Annotated in this window: 18 protein-coding genes; 11 read left to right on the forward strand and 7 right to left on the reverse strand. The window is 64.3% G+C overall.

The genetic code is table 11. The features are described from left to right. Positions 1–46 precede the first annotated feature (46 nt). A complete protein-coding gene (locus PBN85_RS00845; RefSeq protein WP_037535895.1) occupies positions 47–274 on the reverse strand; it encodes a hypothetical protein in 228 nt (75 codons plus the stop codon). 117 nt (positions 275–391) lie between these two features. Between PBN85_RS00845 and PBN85_RS00850 the strand changes: the two genes are divergently transcribed. After that, entirely contained in the window at positions 392–760 is a 369-nt protein-coding gene (locus PBN85_RS00850; protein WP_037535893.1) for a hypothetical protein, read from the forward strand. A 59-nt stretch (positions 761–819) separates the two neighbouring features. Here PBN85_RS00850 and rpsU read toward each other — a convergent pair whose 3' ends face one another. Both rpsU and PBN85_RS00860 read right to left on the reverse strand, forming a co-directional pair. After that, positions 820–1,020: a 30S ribosomal protein S21 gene (gene rpsU / locus PBN85_RS00855; RefSeq protein WP_037535892.1), complete on the reverse strand. Its 201-nt coding sequence runs from the start codon at positions 1,018–1,020 to the stop codon at positions 820–822. 34 nt (positions 1,021–1,054) lie between these two features. Beyond that, a complete protein-coding gene (locus PBN85_RS00860; protein ID WP_271299839.1) occupies positions 1,055–1,960 on the reverse strand; it encodes a hypothetical protein in 906 nt (301 codons plus the stop codon). Positions 1,961–2,286: 326 nt separating this feature from the next. Here PBN85_RS00860 and PBN85_RS00865 point away from each other — a divergent pair, with 326 nt between their 5' ends. The 3 genes from PBN85_RS00865 to PBN85_RS00875 are packed head-to-tail and all read left to right on the forward strand — an operon-like array spanning position 2,287 to position 6,590. After that, positions 2,287–3,510: an HlyD family secretion protein gene (locus PBN85_RS00865; protein WP_037535888.1), complete on the forward strand. Its 1,224-nt coding sequence runs from the start codon at positions 2,287–2,289 to the stop codon at positions 3,508–3,510. 3 nt (positions 3,511–3,513) lie between these two features. Then, positions 3,514–5,106 carry a DHA2 family efflux MFS transporter permease subunit gene (locus PBN85_RS00870; protein WP_037535887.1) on the forward strand — a complete coding sequence of 531 codons (1,593 nt, stop codon included), beginning with the start codon at positions 3,514–3,516 and terminating at the stop codon, positions 5,104–5,106. Continuing rightward, entirely contained in the window at positions 5,106–6,590 is a 1,485-nt protein-coding gene (locus PBN85_RS00875) for an efflux transporter outer membrane subunit (protein WP_037535885.1), read from the forward strand. Before PBN85_RS00870 ends, PBN85_RS00875 begins: the two co-directional genes overlap by 1 nt. Before the next feature lie 223 nt (positions 6,591–6,813). Here the strand turns inward: PBN85_RS00875 and PBN85_RS00880 are convergent, their stop codons facing one another. Next, entirely contained in the window at positions 6,814–7,914 is a 1,101-nt protein-coding gene (locus PBN85_RS00880) for a glycoside hydrolase family 43 protein (protein WP_271299840.1), read from the reverse strand. A gap of 329 nt (positions 7,915–8,243) precedes the next feature. Here PBN85_RS00880 and PBN85_RS00885 point away from each other — a divergent pair, with 329 nt between their 5' ends. Then, positions 8,244–9,617: a tyrosine-type recombinase/integrase gene (locus PBN85_RS00885; RefSeq protein ID WP_271299841.1), complete on the forward strand. Its 1,374-nt coding sequence runs from the start codon at positions 8,244–8,246 to the stop codon at positions 9,615–9,617. Positions 9,618–9,940: 323 nt separating this feature from the next. On the opposite strand, the gene PBN85_RS00890 is transcribed toward PBN85_RS00885, so the two are convergent. Next, positions 9,941–10,489, reverse strand: a complete 549-nt coding sequence (locus PBN85_RS00890) for a hypothetical protein (RefSeq protein ID WP_271299842.1) — start codon at positions 10,487–10,489, stop codon at positions 9,941–9,943. A gap of 230 nt (positions 10,490–10,719) precedes the next feature. Between PBN85_RS00890 and PBN85_RS00895 the strand changes: the two genes are divergently transcribed. The 4 genes from PBN85_RS00895 (at position 10,720) to PBN85_RS00910 (ending at position 13,572) form a co-directional block, all read left to right on the forward strand. Then, positions 10,720–10,974: a hypothetical protein gene (locus PBN85_RS00895; protein ID WP_271299843.1), complete on the forward strand. Its 255-nt coding sequence runs from the start codon at positions 10,720–10,722 to the stop codon at positions 10,972–10,974. Positions 10,975–10,988: 14 nt separating this feature from the next. Then, the gene (locus PBN85_RS00900; RefSeq protein WP_271299844.1) at positions 10,989–11,897 is read left to right on the forward strand and encodes a hypothetical protein; all 909 of its coding nucleotides are present in this window, start codon (positions 10,989–10,991) and stop codon (positions 11,895–11,897) included. Continuing rightward, positions 11,894–12,772, forward strand: a complete 879-nt coding sequence (locus PBN85_RS00905; RefSeq protein ID WP_271299845.1) for a hypothetical protein — start codon at positions 11,894–11,896, stop codon at positions 12,770–12,772. Before PBN85_RS00900 ends, PBN85_RS00905 begins: the two co-directional genes overlap by 4 nt. 80 nt (positions 12,773–12,852) lie before the next feature. Then, positions 12,853–13,572 (forward strand): hypothetical protein, encoded by a 720-nt coding sequence (locus PBN85_RS00910; protein ID WP_271299846.1) that lies wholly within the window; start codon positions 12,853–12,855, stop codon positions 13,570–13,572. A 385-nt stretch (positions 13,573–13,957) separates the two neighbouring features. On the opposite strand, the gene PBN85_RS00915 is transcribed toward PBN85_RS00910, so the two are convergent. Together PBN85_RS00915 and PBN85_RS00920 are read right to left on the reverse strand one after the other, a co-directional pair. After that, positions 13,958–15,670 carry an alpha-L-fucosidase gene (locus tag PBN85_RS00915; RefSeq protein ID WP_271299847.1) on the reverse strand — a complete coding sequence of 571 codons (1,713 nt, stop codon included), beginning with the start codon at positions 15,668–15,670 and terminating at the stop codon, positions 13,958–13,960. Continuing rightward, entirely contained in the window at positions 15,667–16,530 is an 864-nt protein-coding gene (locus PBN85_RS00920; RefSeq protein ID WP_271299848.1) for a GDSL-type esterase/lipase family protein, read from the reverse strand. Before PBN85_RS00920 ends, PBN85_RS00915 begins: the two co-directional genes overlap by 4 nt. 122 nt (positions 16,531–16,652) lie before the next feature. Here PBN85_RS00920 and PBN85_RS00925 point away from each other — a divergent pair, with 122 nt between their 5' ends. Next, positions 16,653–19,565: a TonB-dependent receptor gene (locus PBN85_RS00925; protein ID WP_271299849.1), complete on the forward strand. Its 2,913-nt coding sequence runs from the start codon at positions 16,653–16,655 to the stop codon at positions 19,563–19,565. A gap of 193 nt (positions 19,566–19,758) precedes the next feature. After that, positions 19,759–19,941 carry a helix-turn-helix domain-containing protein gene (locus tag PBN85_RS18990; protein ID WP_443026757.1) on the forward strand — a complete coding sequence of 61 codons (183 nt, stop codon included), beginning with the start codon at positions 19,759–19,761 and terminating at the stop codon, positions 19,939–19,941. Positions 19,942–19,945: the final 4 nt, after the last annotated feature.

Here is a 19,945-nt window from a genome sequence, read left to right on the forward strand (position 1 = left end):
GGTCCGTCGATATCATTATCGCGATAACTATCCGCGGAGCGGTCGATCAGTCGGTGCCTTGCCGCCGGGCGCCGGTGATCATCCGCTGCGCGATCGCGCGCACGCCCGCATCGTCCTTGCTCGCATCGTCGGCCGGGTCGCCGAGATGGTCGAGGCTCTGTTCCAGGAAGTCGAGCAGGCCGGGATGCCGGTCTTCGACATATTCGATCAGCTTGAACAGCAGATGTTCGCTGGCGATCTCGCGCTGGCGGGTCTGAATGGCGGTGTCGGTCATGAAGCCTCCTCGTGGAACAGCCGCAACGCATCACCGCCCGGTTGGTGACGGCGGGCGATCACGGAACATTCGTCGCCGCGCGCCGCTCTTCCCCGGCTGACACCGGGAGATAGCGAGATGGAAGACAGTCGCCTGTGGACGTTCGAAGAGAGCCTGTGGACCGAGGGTCCCGACAATTACCGCGAGAAGGTCGATGCCGAGGTGGTGATGGTGCTGCCGCGGCCGCCGTTCGTGCTGCGCGGCGACGCCGCAATCGATGCGGTCGCCGCGACGCCGGTCTGGGAGACGGCCGAGCTCAGCGAGCGGCAGGTGTCACGCCCGCAGGAAGGGCTGATCGTGATCGGCTATAAGGTCCACGCGCAGCGCGGGGACGAAGGCTATGAGGCGCATTGCACCTCGACGATCCGGCGGATCGAGCATGAGGTATGGCGCGTCGTCCAGCATCAGCAGACGCCGGCGCTCGCCAAGCCGTTGACGGACGGCTGAGTCCCTGTCGCCGCCACCGCCCGGCGCGCGCCGGGGGTGGTGGCGTCAGACGCGGTCGATCAGCGATCGCGCTCGGCGCGCTTGCGATCGGCCTTGCGCGCGCGGCTGACAGCGGCGGCATGCTCGCGGGCACGCTTTTCCGACGGCTTCTCATAGTGCCGGCGGAGCTTCATTTCACGGTACACGCCTTCCCGCTGCAGCTTCTTCTTGAGCGCGCGGAGGGCTTGGTCGACGTTATTGTCACGAACGATGATCTGCATGAAGGTCTTTGCTTTCGGTTGGCCACCAATGCGCCTAATTGAAGTTCTTGCGCGCCAGCGTCAATCGCGGATCGTGACAGAATCGACACTGTGGACCGGAAAAAGCGGCCTGTCCGTCGCTTTTCCCCTTCAATTGCCAGTCGAGCCAGGCGGTGACCACCTCCGCACCGACCCCGCCATGCGGTTGCATATAGGTGCCGCCATGGCCGACCGGGATGTTGACCAGGGCGGCCGGCACCCGGGTGATTCGCGCGAAATCGTCGGTGCCGTTCGCCGCGGCGATATCGGTCGGGCCGCCGAGCACGTAGAGCACCGGCCCGTGCAGACCGGCGAGCATCGCCTTGTCGGAGGCGACTCCGTTGATCGGATTCGCGCCTTCGGGGAAGAAACCGCTGTTCATGATGACGGCGGTCGTCACGCGCGGGTCCTGCGCGGTCGCCAGCGCCTGCAACCCGCCGCAGCTCCACCCCGATGCGGCGATCCGGTCGGTGGCGATCCGGCCGGCGAGCGGACTGCCGGCGCGATGATTCTCCGTCTGCGCCCAGTCGATCGCGTCGCGGAGCAACCCGGTCTTGGTCGCGACGGTCAGCGCGCCCGGCGTGGCCGGCGTGGCCGGCGCGGCGGCGGGCTTGGCCGGGCCGGGGATCGTCCCCGACGCGATGACGAGATAGCCGTGCGATGCGATCTCGAGCAGGTGGTTGCGCGAACTCGTCGCATCGGCGCTGCACCCGCCATTGCCCCAGACGTAGATCGGCAGCCGTTCGCGCCCGAGTCGCGTCAGATCGGCGGGACGATAGACGACATGATCGGGCAGGCCCGGCAGCGCCTCGTAGATCGCCGGATAGCGGCCGCTGCCATGCTCCGCCTCGGGCGCGGCGGCCGCCGTGCCGGCGAAGGTAGTTGATGCGAAGGCGAGGGCGGCGGCGAGCGACAGGCGCATGGAGGCTCCGGCTGGACGATCGGGACGGGCAGGCTGCCGGATCAGGCGCGCCGCGGCTAGTCCGATCGCTTCAAAAACCCGCCTAACCTGAATTACTTTGCGCAGGCGGAACGATCCGGCCCGCGGCGGCTTTAGCGAATCCGGAACGTATCGTTTTGTTTCCGGGGGGCTTTATGGTGCGTTCGACCGACATGATGCCCGCGTGACGCCGGGGGCATCCCTCATCATCGCCGGCAGCCCCGCCAGTCGTCAGGCCATGCGGACGGATGCCGATGCGCATCGCACGGCCCCGACCCTCCCGACCGGGCCGCACAGCAGGAGCCGCCATGAGCGAGCGTGACGACCAGAAGAAGACCACGCACGATCAGGCGGACGACGATGCCGATGACGCGGCGACCTCCGCCGACAAGGGCGACGACCAGCAGGACGACGATTCGGACGACGACGATGCGGACTCCGACGATGACGATTCGGAAGACGACGACGACGATGCGAAGGAGAAGAAGCCGTCGCTGTTCAAGAAGCCGCTGTTCTGGATCATCCTGATCGCGGTGGTCGTCGTGCTGGTGATCGGCGGTACGCTCTATTACCTGCACGCGCGGCAATATGAATCGACCGACGACGCCTTCGTCGACGCGCATATCGTCAGGATCGCCCCGCAGGTCGCCGGCACGTTGGTCAGCGTCGCCAATATCGACAATCGCCACGTCGAACCGGGCCGGCTGCTCGCGGTGATCGAACCGTCGGGACCGGAGGCTCAGGTCGCGGAGGCGCGCGCCAATGTCGTCCAGGCGCAGGCGGGCGTGCAGCAGGCGCTGGCGCAGGTATCCGCCGCGCTCGCCGCGCGCGATCAGGCGGCGGCGCAGGCGCGCGTCCCGCTCGCTAGTGCGATCAAGGCGGCGCAGGACCTCGACCGTTATCAGGCGCTGCTCAAGCTCGATCCGACCGCGGTCGCCGGTCAGCAGCTCGATCAGGCGCGCGCCACCGCGCGATCGACCGCCGCCGATGCCGCCGCCGCCCGCCGCCAGGTCGACGCCGCGGACGCGCAGGTCACCGTCGCCGCGCGTCAGGTCAAGGCGGCCGAGGCGGTCGTCACCGCCCGCCGCGCCGCGGTGGAACAGGCCAATGTCACGATCAACGACCTGCGCCTCACCGCGCCTGTCGCCGGGCAGGTGGTCAACCGGCAGGTCAACGTTGGCTCCTATGTCGGGCCGGGGACGCAGCTGATGGCGATCGTCCCCGACAGGATGTGGGTCACCGCCAACTTCAAGGAAACGCAGCTCCAGCTGATGCGCATCGGCCAGCCGGTCGACATCCACGTCGATGCCTATCCGACCGTCAAGTTCACCGGCCATGTCGATTCGATCCAGCGCGGCGCGGGGCAGGCGTTCGCGCTGCTGCCGCCGCAGAATGCGACGGGCAATTACGTCAAGGTGGTGCAGCGCGTGCCGGTGCGGATCGAATTCGACCGGCATGACGGCAGCCCCGATCCGCGCCGCTATCCGATCGGCCCCGGCATGTCGGTGGTGCCGACCGTCAAGGTCCGCTGAGCGATGGCGAGCGCTGCGGCGGGCTGGTCGCCGAGTCGATCCGCCGCGGGCAAGTACAGCCCGTGGCTGATCGTCGCGATCATCTCGATCCCGACCTTCATGGAGGTGCTCGACACGTCGATCGCCAATGTCGCGCTCGACCATATCGCCGGCGGCCTGTCGGTCTCCAACGATCAGGCGACCTGGGTGCTGACCAGCTATCTCGTCGCCAATGCGATCGTCATCCCGATCTCGGGCTGGCTGTCCGACGCGATCGGCCGCAAACGCTATTTCCTGCTGTCGATCGCGCTGTTCACCGCCTCGTCGCTGCTGTGCGGCCTGTCGCCCAATCTGACGACGCTGGTGCTGGCGCGCGTGTTGCAGGGGATCGGCGGCGGCGGCCTCGCCCCGGTCGAGCAATCGATCCTCGCCGATACCTTCCCGCCGGCGCAGCGCGGCATGGCCTTTGCCGCCTTCGCGATCGTCGTGGTCGTCGGGCCGGTCCTGGGGCCGACGCTCGGCGGCTATATCGTCGAATATGCCTCGTGGCATTGGGTGTTCCTGATCAACGTGCCGATCGGCATCGCCGCCTGGCTCGCGGTGCGGGCGCTCGTCGACGAGCCGGCACAGGTGAAGAAGGACCGCGACAAGAAGTTCAGGAACGGCCTGCGCATCGATTATATCGGCGTGCTGCTCGTCGCGCTCGGTCTCGGCTTCCTCGAACTCACCTTCGATCGCGGCGAGCGCGAGGACTGGTTCTCGAGTCCGCTGATCCTGACCAGCGCGATCATCTCCGCGACCGCGCTGATCGCGCTGGTGCTGTGGGAGCTCAACCGCGACGATCCGGTGATCGACCTGCGGCTGCTCAAGAACCGCAATTTCGCGCTGACGATCGGCGTGATGGCGATCACCGGCATGATCCTGTTCGGCACGACGCAGCTCATCCCGCAGATGCTGCAACAGGTGCTCGGCTACAGCTCGCTCGACGCCGGCCTCGCGCTCACCGCCGGTGGCCTCGCGACCTTGGTCGCGGTGCCCTTCGCCGGGCGGCTGAGCGGCAAGGTCGACGTGCGCTTCCTGCTGTTCCCGGCGCTGCTCGTCCAGGCGGCGGCGCTGTACAACATGGCCAATCTCAATGCCGAGATCACCTTCTTCGACGCGGCGACCGCGCGCCTCTATCAGGCGATGGCCTTGCCGTTCCTGTTCGTGCCGATCAACGCCATCGCCTATGTCGGGCTGAAGCAGAGCCAGACCGCGCAGGCCTCCAGCCTGCTCAACGTCGCGCGCAACCTCGGCGGCACGCTCGGCATCTCGCTGTCGCAGACGTTGCTGTCGAACGGCCTGCAGAAACACCAGACCGAGCTGGTGCAGACGCTCAACCCGCTCGACGCCAATTACAACGACTGGATGCGCAAGGCCGCCGGCCAGTTCGCCGGGCAGGGCGATCCGTCGACCACGCCGCTTGCCGTGCTGTACAGTCAGGTGCAGCGGCAGGCGACGATGCTCGCCTTCCTCGACGTGTTCCGCACGCTGATGATCGTCGTGCTCGTCGTCGCGCCGCTGGTGCTGTTCATGCGCGCCAGCAAGACCGGCGGCAATCAAGGGGGAGCGCATTGATGCGGCGGTTTCTGGCACTTACCGCAGCGGCGCTGCTCGCCGCCTGCACCGTCGGGCCGGACTATCATCCCGCCGATGTCGTCGCGGTGCCGCCGCGCTTCGCCGGGCCGCAGCCGGCGGGCGCGGGGATCGACCCGGCGACCTGGTGGACGACGTTCGGCGATCCGCAGCTCACCGCGCTGATCCAGCGCGCGCTGCGCGACAATCCCGACATCGGCCTGGCCGCGGCGCGGGTGCGCGAGGCGCGGTTGCAGGAGATCGTCGCACGCTCGGCCTATAGTCCGCAGGTCAACGCCAGCGCCAACGCGACGCATGTCGAATTCAGCAAGAACGCCGGCTTTTCCTCGCTCGCGCGGCTGTTCGGCGGCGGCAGCGGTGGCGGGAGCAGCAGCAGTGGCGGAGGCAGCGGATCGAGCAGCGGCATCGCGCTCCCCGGCAGCGGCATCACCACCTACGCCGCCGGCTTCGACGCGTCGTGGGAGCTCGACGTGTTCGGCGGGGTGCGCCGCGGCGTCGAGGCGGCGACCGCGCGGACCGAGGCGGCGGAATGGAACCGCCGCGACGCCGCGGTGATGATCGCCTCCGAAGTCGCACAAGCCTATCTCGCGCTGCGCACCGACCAGGCGCAGGTCGCGGTGATCGAGGCCGAACTCGCCCGCCAGCGCGGCGCGCTGACCGTCGCTGGTCATGTCGCCGCGGTCGGATTGGTGCCGCCGGTCGACGTCACCCGCCAGCGCGGATCGATCACCGGCACCGAGGCGCGGCTGGCGCCGATCCGCGCCGATATCGACGTTCGTCGCCACGCGCTGGCGATCCTGCTCGCGCAGCCGCCCGCCGCGCTCGATGCCGAATTCGTCGGCCCCGGCGTCACGCTGCCGCCTGCTCCGGCGATCCCGCCGGGCCTGCCCTCCGATCTGCTCCGCCGCCGTCCCGACGTGCGTGCCGCCGAACGCAACCTCGCCGCCGCCAATGCCGAGATCGGCGTCGCCACCGCCGATCTCTATCCGCATTTCAGCCTGACCGGCATGGCGCAGCTGATCTCGACCGCTTTGTCGAACCTGATCAGCCGCGACAGCCTGCAACTGACCGGTACCGGCGGGGTCCAGCTGCCGCTGCTCGACGGCGGGCGGCGGCGCGCGACCGTCAAGCTGCGCGAGGCGCAGCGCGACGAGGCGCTGCTGCAATATCGCGCCATCGTCCTGCAGGCGCTGCGCGATGTCGAGGATCCGCTGTCGCAGATCGCCGCCGAGCGCCTTCGCCATGCCGCACTCGCCCGCGCCGTCGCCGATGCGGAGGCGAGCGCGCATGCGATCGCCGCGCAATATCAGACCGGCTTCGTCGCGCAGGACGCGCTGCTCAACGCGCAGGCGCAGGTGCTGTCGGCGCGCGAGCAATTGACGCTGAGCGACGCGCAGCTTCGCCAACAGACGGTGGCGCTGTTCAAGGCGCTCGGCGGCGGGTGGAGCGACACGCCGGCATCGTGACGCGCCGGGGGATGAGGCGCGCCGCGCTTCGCCACCGTCGCGAACGGCGGGCGTCGTGATTCACCGATATTCATAGATGTATCAGGACGACGGGTCGTTATCGTGATCGCGAGGGCAGGGCCCGGGATCGTCGAGAGCGCCGCCGTGCCCGTCCGCGCCGACCGCAACCTCGACCATGTCGCGAACGACGAGACGGTGACGGTGTCGCGCTGTTCGTGAGCGGCTAGCGGGGCAGCGGGCGCGGGCCGACGCCGCCGGCGGTCATCACCACCGGCGCGATGCTGCCGTCGCGGCGGAAATGGAGGCGGTCGATCGCGATCTCGCGGTGATTGCCGTCCCGTTCGCCGAGCGGGCGGCGGTGATAGACGATGTACCAATCGTCGCTGCCCGGGATTCGCACCAGCGAATGATGCCCGGCGCCGCGCGCGATCCGCGCATCCTGCTGCAGGATGACGCCGCGCGGCGTGAACGGTCCGAGCGGCCCGGGCGCGGTGGCATAGGCGACGCGATAATCCGGCCCGGTCCAGTCGTTCTCGGACCACATCAGATAATAGACGCCGTCGCGCTTCGCCATGAACGGCCCTTCGACGTAATCGGGCGAGGGGGTGATCGATTTGAACCGGCTGCCGTCGGCGAACGGCCGAATTGCGGTGCAATCATCCGACAGGCGCGCGACGTTGCAATGCTTCCAGCCGCCATAATAAAGGTAGAGGCTGCCGTCGTCGTCGCGGAACACCATCTGGTCGATCGGTTGCGCGCCCTGTTCGATCGTGCCGATCAGCGGCCGCCCGATCGCATCGCGGAACGGGCCCTCCGGCCGCGTCGCGACCGCGACGCCGATCCCGCCGACCTGCGCATCGCTCTTGAGGTCGTTGGCGCCGAAGGAGAGATAATAGCGTCCGCGATGGTTGATCGCCGATGGGGCCCACATCGCATAGGCCGCCCAACTGACCTGCGCGACATCGAGCACGCGCGGATGCCGCGTCCAGTGGACGAGGTCGGGTGAGGAGAAGGCGTCGAGGAATGTCTGGCGCAGGAACGGCGCCCAGATGTGCGGCGCGCGGCGCTGCTCGCGCTGCCACGCGCTCAGCCGGCTGGGTGGCGCAGGCGTGTGACGGTCGGCGGAATAGGTCGGGTAGATCCAGTAGCGATTGGCGAAGATACGGATCTCGGGATCGGCATACCAGCCGTCAATCAGTGGCCGGGCCTGCGCCTCGGCCCGCCCCTGTGCCGCGTTCGGGAGGACGAGCGCGGCGCCCGCGCCGGCGATCAGGGCGCGGCGGTTCAGCTGGCGTATGCCGCTGGCTTCAATGGCGTTTTCCATCTTGGCGGTTTGCAGATGGAAAGACGCGACCGCAACGCCTCAGCGCGAAGTCCCGCCGCCAAACCCGCTTCTAGCGGCGGCTACACGCCGTGATCTGTCACGGAAAAAATGGTGCTGCCGGTGAGGATTGAACTCACGACCTCAGCCTTACCAAGAAAATTCCCGATGGGTTCCATAGGTTCCTGTTGGTATCTAGCGGGTGTTAACTGGCAGAAATCTGCGGTTTATTAGGCCTCATAGGTACCCGGTGGGTGCCGCAGGTTACTTCCTGCGAGTGACCCGGTCATGACCGATTTTTTGGTCATCCGGCTCGATGAGGATCGACGGAGATGGCAGACGAACGCGGCGTATCGAGACGTTCGGTCACGCGGATCACGAAGTCCAGCGTGGAGGCTCTCGCGGTCCCGCCGCCGGGCGGACGGACTGTCCTCTGGGACGCGGAGGTGAAGGGCTTCGGCGTCAGGGTCAGCAGCGGCGGCGACAGGACATACGTGCTCCGCTACCAGGTCGGCGGTCGTGACGAGAAGCAGCGGCAGGTGACGATCGGCCGGCACGGCTCCCCCTTCACGGCCGAGCAGGCGCGAAGACGCGCCCTCGAAATCTTAACTGCGGTGAGATCCGGCTCGGACCCCGCTGGCGAACGCGCGTCTGCCCAGCAGGCCAAGGCGGCGGAGGACGATCGGCGCGCTGAACGGATGTTCGACGTGCTCGCCGATCGCTGGTTCGACCGCCATGTGAAGGGCAACGGTCTACGGAGCGTCAAGGACGTCGAGGGCGTGCTCGAGCGAGACATCAAGCCTGCGTTCGCGGGATGCACGGTGGACGAGGTCACGAAGGCGAAGGTGACCGAGGCGCTGGAGGCCGTCGGTGAACGCAGCAAGGCGGCGGCCAACAAGATGCACAAGTGGCTGCGCCAGATGTTCAACTGGTTCGTCGAGCGCGGCATCGTCGAGCATTCCCCGCTCGACCGTGTCCGGCGCCCTCATGCCGAGCCGAGCCGCAAGCGGGTGCTGTCGCTTCTGGAAGTGGCCACGGTCTGGCTGGCGGCTGGTGAGCTCCCCGACCCGTTCCGTTCCTTCTACCGTCTTCTAATCCTCACCGGACAGCGTCTCCGGGAGGTGGCGGGCCTCCAGTGGGCGGAACTCGACTTCGACTCCGGCGAATGGTTGCTGCCGGCCGAGCGCACCAAGAACAAGAACGATCACGTCGTACCTCTCTCCAACCAGGCTCTGACCGTTCTGCAAGTCTTGCGCGGGGACGGGACAACGCCGGGAGCCGCGATCACGACCGATGGACGCGTCCCGATCGCCGGATACAGCAAGCTGAAGATCGCGTTGAACGAGGAAATCGGCTCGGTCCTGGCCGGCAATCCGCCGGCGGCACTCAGGCTGGGCACCGCTCTGCAGCCTTGGGTGGTGCACGACCTGCGTCGTTCGCTCGCCACAGGGTGCCAATCCATGGGTGTCCCGATGGAGGTTACGGAAGCTATCCTCAACCAAGTCGGTACCCGACAGGCGGGGGTTCGTGGCATCTACCAGCTCTACGACTATTTCGATGAGAAGGCCGACGCCCTGCAGCGCTGGAGCGATCTCGTCACCACTGCTGCTTTCGAGTTGGCAAACGGCAACATCCGTGCGGTGATCGCCATGGATCCCGCAAGAAGGTCTAGGACGCGGCGGACGACGGCAGGAATTGCCGTCTAGCCGGATGGGTCCATGGGGGGCGCCGAACGGCTGCAAGGACGGCGGTCGTGCGATATTGGGCCAGCTATGCTGAGCTGGAATTCGACACCGCTCCGCCGAGCGGTGCGCTTTCGCCGTCCCGATTGGACATCATGAAGATGTTCCGGAGGGGGAAGGGGAAAAGGCGGAGGCCGGGCCCGGCCCCGCGGCTACGCCGTAGCCAGTGATCTCTTAACAATTGATTACCTCGCCCGATCTTTTGGAAAAGTTAGACGGGAGCACGCATCGCATTAGGCGGTCGCCCGATGGCAGCAGGCCACCGGGCGACATCGGCCTAGGCGGCCCTAGGCGGCCTTGGCAAAGGTCCCGGACCACGCTTTGATGTCAAGCGCCGTGATCAAACCGCCGACGGGAGCAACGATGGGGACGTTGCCCGGCTTCATCGCGGCGCGTGCCGCGACGGCGGTGAGGGCGGCCTCGTAGCCTCGCTCGCCGACGTTGCCGGGCATGCGGGCGACCTTGAGCCGACCCTTCGCGTTCAGCGACACCATGAGGCGGGTGTCGGCGAACATCAGGACCGCCGCGCTGCGATCGGTCCGCTTCCACAGGCGTCCGCCTCGCAGTACGATCGTCTGGGCGAGGCCATCGGTGACGGCGACGTGGAACGTCGTCGGCAGCGTGGCGCCGTCGGTGGCGTCAAACGACGGATAGACGATCTTGTAGTTCTTGCTGCAGGCGAACTGCCCGAGCGCGTCCTCGTCGGCCATCGTCGGTAGCGTTCCCCCCATGAACAGCGTGTCGCCGTTCGAATGCGGGCGTCCGGCGAGGGCCATCTCGCACTCGATGGCCACCGTCACGTCGTTGACGGCCTGAAAGTCTAATTTGTCGGTCATGATATTCCTTCCGGCGAGTTCGCGGCCGAGCCGCGATGGTTCAGGAAGCCTGCGAGGAATTTTTTTCCCCTCTGCACGAGCTTCCAAGCTGACCCCCGCCGTGAGGCTTCCACTCCAGTTGCAAATTGGGTCCGACACGTGGGCTGCGCCTATCGATTGTCGCCTGCTGGATACCAAAGGCTTGACTAGTGTACCATAGGAACCTATAACGGATTGCGAAAGGAACGGAGATGCATGACATTCCCACCGTCGACTTCGATCGCTTCGCAACCGTCCCGGATGAGTGCTTCGATACCCGCGCCGCCGCCGCGTACATCGGCTGCAGCGCTGGCCATCTGAAGAAGCTGCGTCTCGAGGGGGGAGGGCCGAACTATCATCGGCTCTTTCGCCGCCGCGGCATCGTGTACCGGCGGCACGACATCGATGAATGGCGCTCCTCCCGCCGGTTCGGTTCGACGACCGAATATCCGGAGACGCTGTCGTGACCGCGAGGAACGGCGTGGATGCCTTCGCTCTGCCCTACGGCACGTTGGAGCGGACGATCGCCGAGATCAGCGGCACCGACCCGGAGTCCATTCGCATCAGGTTCCGCAAGCTTCGGCTAAGGCCTTTCCCGCGCGACATACGGACGGGAACCGGTGTTCGAGTTCGCTACGATCTCGCCCGGTCGATCGCCCTCGCGACCGTCTTCGAACTCAATTCGCTATGGGTGCCGCAGGGGAGCGCCGTGTCGATCGTCGAGCGTGCCTGGCCCGAAATCTGCCGCGCGGCGATCTGTGCGGCATCGAACCAGGGGCTGCTGCGGCTTCCTCCGGCGGCGCCTTCCTCGGTAGGTCCGGTGGTCACCTTCATGCCGGATGGGTTCGCGTCCGCAGCCACCGCGGACATCGTGGCGGCGCGTGTCGGCAGTCGGCAGGATGCGGCGGGCAGCGGGCTCCGCTTGGACATGAGCCACCAGATCTCGGCACTGGTGTCCGCGGTCGACACCGGCGATCCGGGTGTCGCCTTTGCCGACCTGGAGGCGAGGTTCGGCTGGACGCGATCTCACGACGCCGCCGTGCCGGATCACCCGGCGGGTGATTTCCTGGATGACGGTCCGTACTTCGACCGTGCCGAGGCGCTGCTGAGCCTCGCGCCCGATGTTGACGTCGCGGCGGACGCCGTGCCCTCCGAGCGAATGCAGGCGCTCGTCGATTATCTCGCCGACCCTTCGCCGGTGGACGTCTGGAAGGCGAACCTGGGGACGAGCGCCGACAAGCCGAGGCTGGGCCATCTCCTCATGGCGTTCGCGAGGCTGCGTGGCTTCGACGCGGCCACGTACGACTTCGTGGAGGCGGCGGTAGGGCCGGACGAGCTCGGTGTCGCGGCAGCTGCCATCGTCCGAAGGGCTCGCGCCCGGCACCCGTGATCAAACTGACGCTGCCGACCATGGATTTCCCATTCGTTGGACAATTATTCTCGGAGAACGAGATGCCTGCTTCGCGCAAAGCCACCAAGTCGACCGCACTCGTCCCCGTCGGCGCCGCGACCGACGATCGGATCGTCGCCGCCCTTCGGTCCGTGTCGGCAGCCGCCCGCATCGGTGGCAGCGGCGGTACGATCGAGCAGGATCAGGGGACGATCCTCATTTCGAACCGCGCTTACGTTACGGCCAGCGGGCTGACGATCGATGCTCAAGAGATTTTCTACAGGTCGGACGACGAGACGTCTCCTGCCCGGCGCCTCGGGGAGGCGGACAAGGTCGCATGGCTGGACGCCGAGACGCAGCTCGAGTGCATCATGATGCGTGCCGGAGCAGGTGGATTTCTCGGCGGGTACGTTGGCGTGCCTCCTACCCATCCTCTCTACGGCTTCACCGCGGGCGCAGTGCCCACGGACATCGATGTCCATGGCGGCATCACCTACGGCAAGGCCTGCCAGCATGGTCCTTCGGCATCACGCCGCTTGGGTGCCGAAGCGCGAAGGATATGCCATCCGCCCGGACGATTCCAGACGCCGGAGGCTACCGTGTACGCGACCGACTACCGGGTGCACGAAGACGCCTGGTGGCTCGGGTTCACCTGCGACAAGGTCTACGACGTCGTTCCCAACGATTCCGACGCCAGCAAGCGGTTTTCCGGTTCCGAGATCGGAGCGACGTACCGCGATGACGACTACGTATGTCGGGAGATCGAGCATCTGGCGCGTCAGCTGAAGGCGATCGCCGACGGCGCGCCTATGCCGACACGAAGGGGGGCGCCGTCGCCGCCGCCGCTGGGTCTCGATGTGAGCAAGGGCGCGTGACGTCGCCTAATCGCGGTCCGAACAGCGGTAGGAATCAGCCACTTCCATGGGGGCATTGGCTGACCCAGATCGGCTACCGCGTGGAGGACGGCCAGGGCGGAAGCTGGCGCAGCGTCCGGGAGGCGTTTTGGGTCGGGCGTCTCGGCTTTCCGTCCATCCACTTTGTGCCCGAGCAGCAGGAACTGCTGTTGCGCGTCCTGTCCACCATCGAACGCGGAACTGACCAGCGTTCCGAGGGGAGACACGAGCTGTTCTCCGGCGACATGCTGTTCTGGCGCTTCTACATATGTTGGATCGTGTCCATCGGCCTTGCAGACGTCGATGGTCGAGGAAACCCCCTGAATCCGCTTCTGACCGAGGAGGGGCTGCAGGTGCGCCTTATGCTCTCGGCGACCGCCGACCCCGCATGGGCGGAGTTGCGTATGTCCGAAGTGGTGGATGCCGTCCGCAGGGCTCACCACGGCGGCCCTGAGGAGCTGCGCGAGGCGATGCTGCAGTCGTTCGAACGGGAGTCTGCTGCGAGACCCACCGGCTTTGCGCGCAAGACGGTTGGACGATCTCACATGGTGACACTGACCGGTCTCAGCACGGAGGGCCGCATGCCGCTGCGGCGAACCTTCTGGTCCTTGGGCTTCGCCGACCCCGAGCACCGGGACGACTTCTACGGCTGGCTGGCGCAGCGGGTTCATCGTTGGGACGACTGGGCGGCCATCGCCTACAACAAGGGTGCAGATGCGTTGACGCAGCATCTGCTCACATTGATGTCATCGAGCATCTGCAACCTTGATATGCCCGGTTAGAGGTCGGACGCTTTGAATCTCATAACGCTATCGACGGATGGACGCTTTGGTAGGGTTACACTTTTCGCGCTGGGAGGGATTGGTGGGAAGCGGCCGGGCCGCTTTCGGGCGGCAAGTGCCAGAACCGGACGATTGTTCAGGTGATAGGGCAGGGGGCTCGAACGTCCATGCGTGGTAGTAAGCGGCCCGTCGACCACAAATAGGGTTGGGCGCTGCTTGGGGCCTCCTAGTGAACTGCGGTTCACCTGCTTCCGCCAACGAGTGGCCGAACAGGAGATTTGTCGCGAAGGAGCATCGAGCCGCAGCGATCATTTTCAAGTATCGACGCACACGTTCGAACGAAGAGGTTAAACTCCGCCAACGTCCAAGGATTGAAAGGCAACTCTTATGAAGCCGCATCCCTCGGTCGATTAACCAACCCGCTGCCGTTCACGATCAGCGCCAATCCGATCGGCGTTCGCAGGCCGGCAGGAAGCGAGACTTCGAGAACGTCTTCCATCCGGCGAAAAGACAGCGCCGGGCCACCGGGTAGCGAGACGCGTTCCACGCTTCCTCGAGCGACCGGGTTCGAGCTGCCTAACAGCGTCATGCGGACGACTCCGTCGTCTGGCCAACCCAACACCAGCGCATGCAAGGCATTGCCCTTGCGGACATACCGGATGTCCTTGGCCGTATAGCTGCTATCCCGTCCACCTTCAGATAAGGCCCCGCTCCCAGGTCCGGTTGAACCTTCGGCGTGGATGCGCCAGGGCCGGCTGCCGTAGATCGCGTCACCGTAACGACGCATCCAAATACCAACCTCCTCGACGATCTCCCGCTCCTTTGCGTCGATCGTGCCGTCGCCACGAATTGGCACGCTGAGCATCAGATTACCGTTTTTTGAGACGACATCACAAAGCGTATGAATGACCTTTGCCGGGGTCTTGTAACGATCTTCACGGAGGTACTGCTCGCCGTAGAACCAGTTGCCGAGGCAGGTTTCCGTCTGCCACGGATATGGATCGATGAAGCTCTTCTGACCACGCTCCACAACGTCGACCAAGCCCATCCGTCGCTGGGGCGGCGTTTCCTTCGCGGTGCAGACACCTTCCAGGCGACCACCGTTGCGCTGCATGTTTTGATTGTAGAAGTAGGCTGCGATATCGAGACCGGCCTGCCCAAGCGGTAGATCGTGATTGTCAAAGTAGAGCATGTCGGGCTCATAGCGGTCGATCAGTTCGCGGCATCGAAGTAGCCAACGGCTGACGAAAGCCGGATCAGGCGAAGGCCCTTCGTTCCAGAGGCCATCGGTGGCAGCATGCCAAGCGTTGGCTTCGGCAAGGGAGCCGATGCCATCGGGCATCTGCATCGAGGCGCCACCGTAGAGGTGTTGCGGATCCAGCCCATTCCACCATGTGCCTCGACCATTTGCCAACGTGAGGCGTGCCGCATCGTAACGTTGGCCACGTCGAGGCCCTTCAGGGTCGTACCCATAAGCAGGCTGGTTCCAGTGCCAGGCATGCGCGGAGTGATTGGACACCGCAAAGCGCAGGCCGCGTTCCCGAGCTAACCCCGCCCATGTGCCGACGATATCCCTCTTCGGACCGATGCGTGTGGAATTCCATCCATGGTGGGATGAGGCGAAGCAGTCCAAATTGTCATGATGGTTCGCCAGCGCCATGAAGTAACGCGCGCCTGCGCGCTTGTAGAGGTCGAGTAATTCCGCCGGGTCCCAGCGCTCCGCCTTCCACGCGTTTTGGATTTCCATGAAGCCGCGGTCTGCAGGGTGGCCATAATGTTTTAGATGATGTTGGTATGAGGGATGGCCTTGCAGGTACATGTCACGGGCGTACCAGTCGTCACCGGCAGCAGGCACGGACGCCGCCCCCCAATGTGCCCATATTCCGAATTTTGCGTCCCGGAACCAGTCTGGCGCCGTGTAGCCAGACGTTAGCGATGCCCAATCGCCAGTGAAACTTCGAGGCGCCGGCACGTTCATTGGCCGCAACGCTGCATCGGCCGAAGGCGTCGCGCGGGGGTTAGAAACGGCACTGGCGGTTTGGCGAAATCCCAACGCGGCGCTTCCCGCCAACAGGGTACGGCGATCGATAGACGTCATTGTGTCTTCCTTAGCGCCTGCGCAATGGCGGCTGCGGCGATCGGCGTCATGCGCGCGTAGCCATTATCGAGAGGGTGGACGCCATCGTTCGTGTAGCGCGCCGCCATCAAGCCGCGCTTGTCGACTAGCGCGGCATAGTAGTCGGCAAAGGCATAACCACGCCGTGCGCAAAATGCCCTCAGCCATGCGTTAAGCACACGCAGCTCGGCTGGATTGCGCTCCTTGACAACGTTTCGCGCAGCTTCGGTGTAGTCGTTGACCGGCAGGAGGGCACCGAAAACGACTGCAATGCGGTGCTGATCGGCAAGATCAGCCATAGCTTCCCAATTCGCCTCGATCTGGTCCGGCCGCTCCTGCTGCAGGAAGCCTTGCACGTCATTGATGCCGGCGAGGATAACCACCACGGTAGGATGCAGCGCGATGACATCCTGATGGAATCGCAGAAGCATCTGCGAGGTCACCTGGCTACCGATGCCGCGGTTGATGTATCCCTTTCCCGGAAAGCTCGAAGCCAAATTCCAACGATCGGTGATGGAATCGCCGATAAAGACGACGCGTTGCTCGCCAGCATGCGGCGGTGGAAGCGCGGCATTGGCCTCGCGATAGACGTAGCGCTCGCCAAAGTCCTGCATCAGCACCGGGACTAGCTTAGCACGAAACGGCCCGAGCCACGGTCCCCAATCGCGCTCCGCCGCCGTGCGCCGCTCCGGTGAGCTTTTGTATGACGTTTCCGACGCTAGTGCCGGCAAGGCCGTGACTGCGTGCAGGCTGATCAATGCCGCTGTGGCGGTCTTTATACAGCTTAATATCAACGACATGTTCGGAACGAACCTTCTCTCGATGTCGGCTGGAAAGCTCATGCTTCACGGCCTTTCGAATGATGCACCAATAAAAGCTCTTTTTATATTTCATAATGTCGTACATATGTCTATCGCGATTTCAGTGCTCCGTACCAGGGGCCGATGCTCAGGAGAGGGATGTGATGAAGAGATTGGTTGCCGCACGCCGTTTACGCCGCCTCCAGCTGGCGACCGGAGCCTCAGCAGTTGCTGTGCTGATCGGCATGGCGACACCCGTATTCGCTCAGGCCACGTCTTCGACGCCTGTTGGAACACCAACCCAAGCAACGGACGCTGCGGCTCAGAGCGCCACCGTTTCTCCTAGCGGCGATCAGGGTGTCGCCGACCAGCAGGCTGGTAGCGGCGTGCCGGATGACGACATCGTCGTAACCGGCGTTCGCGCAAGCTTGCAGAGCGCACAGAACATCAAGCGCAACGCCGACCAGATCGTCGACTCGATCGTTGCCGAGGACATCGGCAAATTGCCCGATCGCAACGTCGCCGAAGCGTTGCAGCGTGTCACGGGCGTGCAGATCCAGCGCAGCTACGGCGAGGGCAGCTCTGTAGCGATCCGCGGCCTCAGCCAAGTCCGCATCGAGATCAATGGCCGGGACATCTTCACCGCAAGCGGCGGCCGATCGCTCAGCCTCGAGGATGTTCCTTCCGAGCTTCTCGCCGGCGTCGACGTCTACAAGAACCCGTCAGCTGAGTTGATTGAAGGGGGCATTGGTGGCCTGATCAACCTGCGCACGCGCAAGCCGTTCGACTTCGACGGCTTCAAGCTCTCCGCCTCGGGAGGGGTGAACTACTACGATCTGTACGGCGTCAGCAAACCCCAGGCCAATCTGCTCGTCTCCGATCGGTGGAACACCGGCATCGGAGAGATTGGCGTGCTGGTCGACGTCGCGTTCCAGCAGACGGCCTTCCGTCAGGATCAGATCTCGAGTCAGCCGTTCTACCTGCTCAACGAAGCACGCAACGCGGACGGCACTTTCGTGAACCCCGTTGATGCGGCGACAGCGGCGGGCTTGGGCCGGACGGGCAAGCCCACGTATCTGTCGCACGGAGTTGGCATCGGAGAATACCTGGGCGACCGACGGCGCCTGGGCGTCGACGTCGCCCTGCAATGGAAGCCTACGGACACGCTGCAATTCACGGGCGAGTACATCCGTTCTGACTACAACTTCCGTTATGCTGACTACAGCTACTTCGCCTATACCGGCGATAATCCCATTACTCCGGACTTCACCAAGCCGTTCACCTATGACGAGGACGGCAACTTCCGCAGCGGAACCTTTGTTAACGTTCCGACCAACGCTAATACCAGTCTGGAAACCCGTCACTCGGTAACGAGCGACTACTCGCTGAACGCGAAGTGGACTCCTTCCGATCGCCTCACGATCAATGGCGATTTTCAATATATCCGCGGCACGACGGACGGACAGCGTTCGATCGTTATCCTCGGCTCGACCGCGGAAAGCTTGTTCCTGGCGACCGGTGACGGCGTCCCGACGATGCTGATTTCGCCGGACACCAACGCTGCGAATGGCAACGGCCTGACCACCGATCCCGCCAACTATGCTTCAGGTGCGGGCTATCTGGATCATATCGAGCACTCGGTAGGCACCGAGTACGCCGGGCGCCTTGATGCGAAGTACACCTTCGACGGCTTCCTGAAGTCGATTTCAGCCGGCCTCCGCTACACCGACCGATCGGCGGTGACGGACAGCAGCACCTACGCCTATTACGGTTTGACCCGCCCGCTTGCATCGTCGCTCTATGAACTGCGACCCTTCCGCGGCGAAGTGTATCGCGGCTACCAAGGTGTGCCGGATGGCGCGATCTTCTTCGATCGCAATATCGTTCTCGACTACGATGCCACGCGCGCGGCGCTTGCCCCATATGTTGATCCGTCGCAGACCCAGGCCCTCCTTAACGGCGTCGGTTATCAGCCGAGCGATCGCAATACCCAAAGCGAGAAGACGTATACCGCCTATGGCGTGGCACGATTCGGCACGAGCGACTTTGCCGTGCCGTTCGACGGGAACATCGGGCTTCGTGTCGTGAAGACGAAGGTCGGGACCTCGGGTTTCGAAAGCCGCTCGCCTCAGGTGCAGACCGGCGTTGATGCGACGACTGGTCAGCCGATCTTCGGCAATGGTCCGGTGTCATTCGTTCCTATCTCAGTCAACTCGGATTACACTAAGTTCCTGCCAAGCGTGAACCTCACTTTCCATCTTACCGACAAGCTGCAGCTTCGCTTGGCGGGGTCGAAAGCGCTCACCCGTCCTGATTTTACCCAGCTGAACCCGAACGTCTCGATCAACGAATTCGTGGCCACTGGCGGCCAGCGCGTAGCGACGTCAGGTAATGCGAATCTGAAGCCTCTGACGGCGACCCAATTCGATGCTTCGCTTGAATACTACTTCTCGCGAACTGGATCCCTGTACGCTGCCGGCTTTTACAAGAAGGTCGATGGCTTCATCGCCAACATAACGGGGCCTGAGAGCTATAGTTTCGGAAATAATACGTACACGTATCAGGTTACTCGGCCCGTCAACGGTGACAATGGTAAGATTAAGGGCTTTGAAATCGGCGCAAACAGTTTCTTCGACTTTTTGCCGGGTTGGCTCTCGGGGTTTGGAACACAGGCCAACTTCACCTTTGTCGACAGCAAGGCGCCAAGCCCGGGCGCAACCGACACGTCTGGAAACCGCCTGCTGGTTCCGCTCGAGCAATTGTCAAAGTACAGCTACAACTTGATCGGCTTCTACGATCGCGGGCCTTTGTCGGCACGTGCCGCCTACAATTGGCGAAGCAAGTATGTCGTAACGACGGCAGGAAACGGCAGTGGCAACCTCCCAATTTTTAACGCGGCGAGGGGCCAGCTCGATGCCTCGGTGACTTACACTGTAGCACCACATTTTGCGCTGACGGTGGACGGCACGAACCTGACCAACACCACAAACCGGACGTATTATGGCATTGCGAGCCGTCCTCAGTCTTACGTGTTGAACGATCGACGAATCAGCGTGATCGCACGCCTGACTTATTGACCGGGCTGTCTCCTCGGGTCGGGCGCTCACGTCCGACCCGAACCGGGCTATCGACTTCGCTGGAGTAAGCAGTTGCATTGCGCACCGAAAATGCATTGTTTATCGTTGATTGTAATGCTGTAGCGTCGCCTGCTGCTGTGTGGCCGGCAAACTCCTTTTATTGTGAGCTTTATTAAAGCTTGTATCGCGACTTATGATTGGGCAACCCCTCTACAAAGCGCCGGCTCTAACTAAGGGCCTAGAGATCTTGGAATTTTTATCGCTGGCCCGCGATGAGCTGAATGCGGAGGAAATATCGACCGGCCTAGGGCGATCAGTCGGTGAGATATACCGAATGCTACAGGTTCTCAAAGAGCTTGGTTATATCAAGGAATGACAAT

The sequence above is a fragment of the Sphingomonas sp. CV7422 genome (genome assembly GCF_027945725.1).
Taxonomy (GTDB): domain Bacteria; phylum Pseudomonadota; class Alphaproteobacteria; order Sphingomonadales; family Sphingomonadaceae; genus Sphingomonas; species Sphingomonas kyungheensis.

Bases quoted from the DNA above. Each gene is read 5' to 3' on its own strand.
- PBN85_RS00845 (WP_037535895.1), bottom strand. From the start codon at position 274: ATGACCGACACCGCCATTCAGACCCGCCAGCGCGAGATCGCCAGCGAA.
- PBN85_RS00850 (WP_037535893.1), top strand. From the start codon at position 392: ATGGAAGACAGTCGCCTGTGGACGTTCGAAGAGAGCCTGTGGACCGAG.
- rpsU (WP_037535892.1), bottom strand. From the start codon at position 1,020: ATGCAGATCATCGTTCGTGACAATAACGTCGACCAAGCCCTCCGCGCG.
- PBN85_RS00860 (WP_271299839.1), bottom strand. From the start codon at position 1,960: ATGCGCCTGTCGCTCGCCGCCGCCCTCGCCTTCGCATCAACTACCTTC.
- PBN85_RS00865 (WP_037535888.1), top strand. From the start codon at position 2,287: ATGAGCGAGCGTGACGACCAGAAGAAGACCACGCACGATCAGGCGGAC.
- PBN85_RS00870 (WP_037535887.1), top strand. From the start codon at position 3,514: ATGGCGAGCGCTGCGGCGGGCTGGTCGCCGAGTCGATCCGCCGCGGGC.
- PBN85_RS00875 (WP_037535885.1), top strand. From the start codon at position 5,106: ATGCGGCGGTTTCTGGCACTTACCGCAGCGGCGCTGCTCGCCGCCTGC.
- PBN85_RS00880 (WP_271299840.1), bottom strand. From the start codon at position 7,914: ATGGAAAACGCCATTGAAGCCAGCGGCATACGCCAGCTGAACCGCCGC.
- PBN85_RS00885 (WP_271299841.1), top strand. From the start codon at position 8,244: ATGGCAGACGAACGCGGCGTATCGAGACGTTCGGTCACGCGGATCACG.
- PBN85_RS00890 (WP_271299842.1), bottom strand. From the start codon at position 10,489: ATGACCGACAAATTAGACTTTCAGGCCGTCAACGACGTGACGGTGGCC.
- PBN85_RS00895 (WP_271299843.1), top strand. From the start codon at position 10,720: ATGCATGACATTCCCACCGTCGACTTCGATCGCTTCGCAACCGTCCCG.
- PBN85_RS00915 (WP_271299847.1), bottom strand. From the start codon at position 15,670: ATGACGTCTATCGATCGCCGTACCCTGTTGGCGGGAAGCGCCGCGTTG.
- PBN85_RS00920 (WP_271299848.1), bottom strand. From the start codon at position 16,530: ATGAGCTTTCCAGCCGACATCGAGAGAAGGTTCGTTCCGAACATGTCG.
- PBN85_RS00925 (WP_271299849.1), top strand. From the start codon at position 16,653: ATGAAGAGATTGGTTGCCGCACGCCGTTTACGCCGCCTCCAGCTGGCG.
- PBN85_RS18990 (WP_443026757.1), top strand. From the start codon at position 19,759: ATGATTGGGCAACCCCTCTACAAAGCGCCGGCTCTAACTAAGGGCCTA.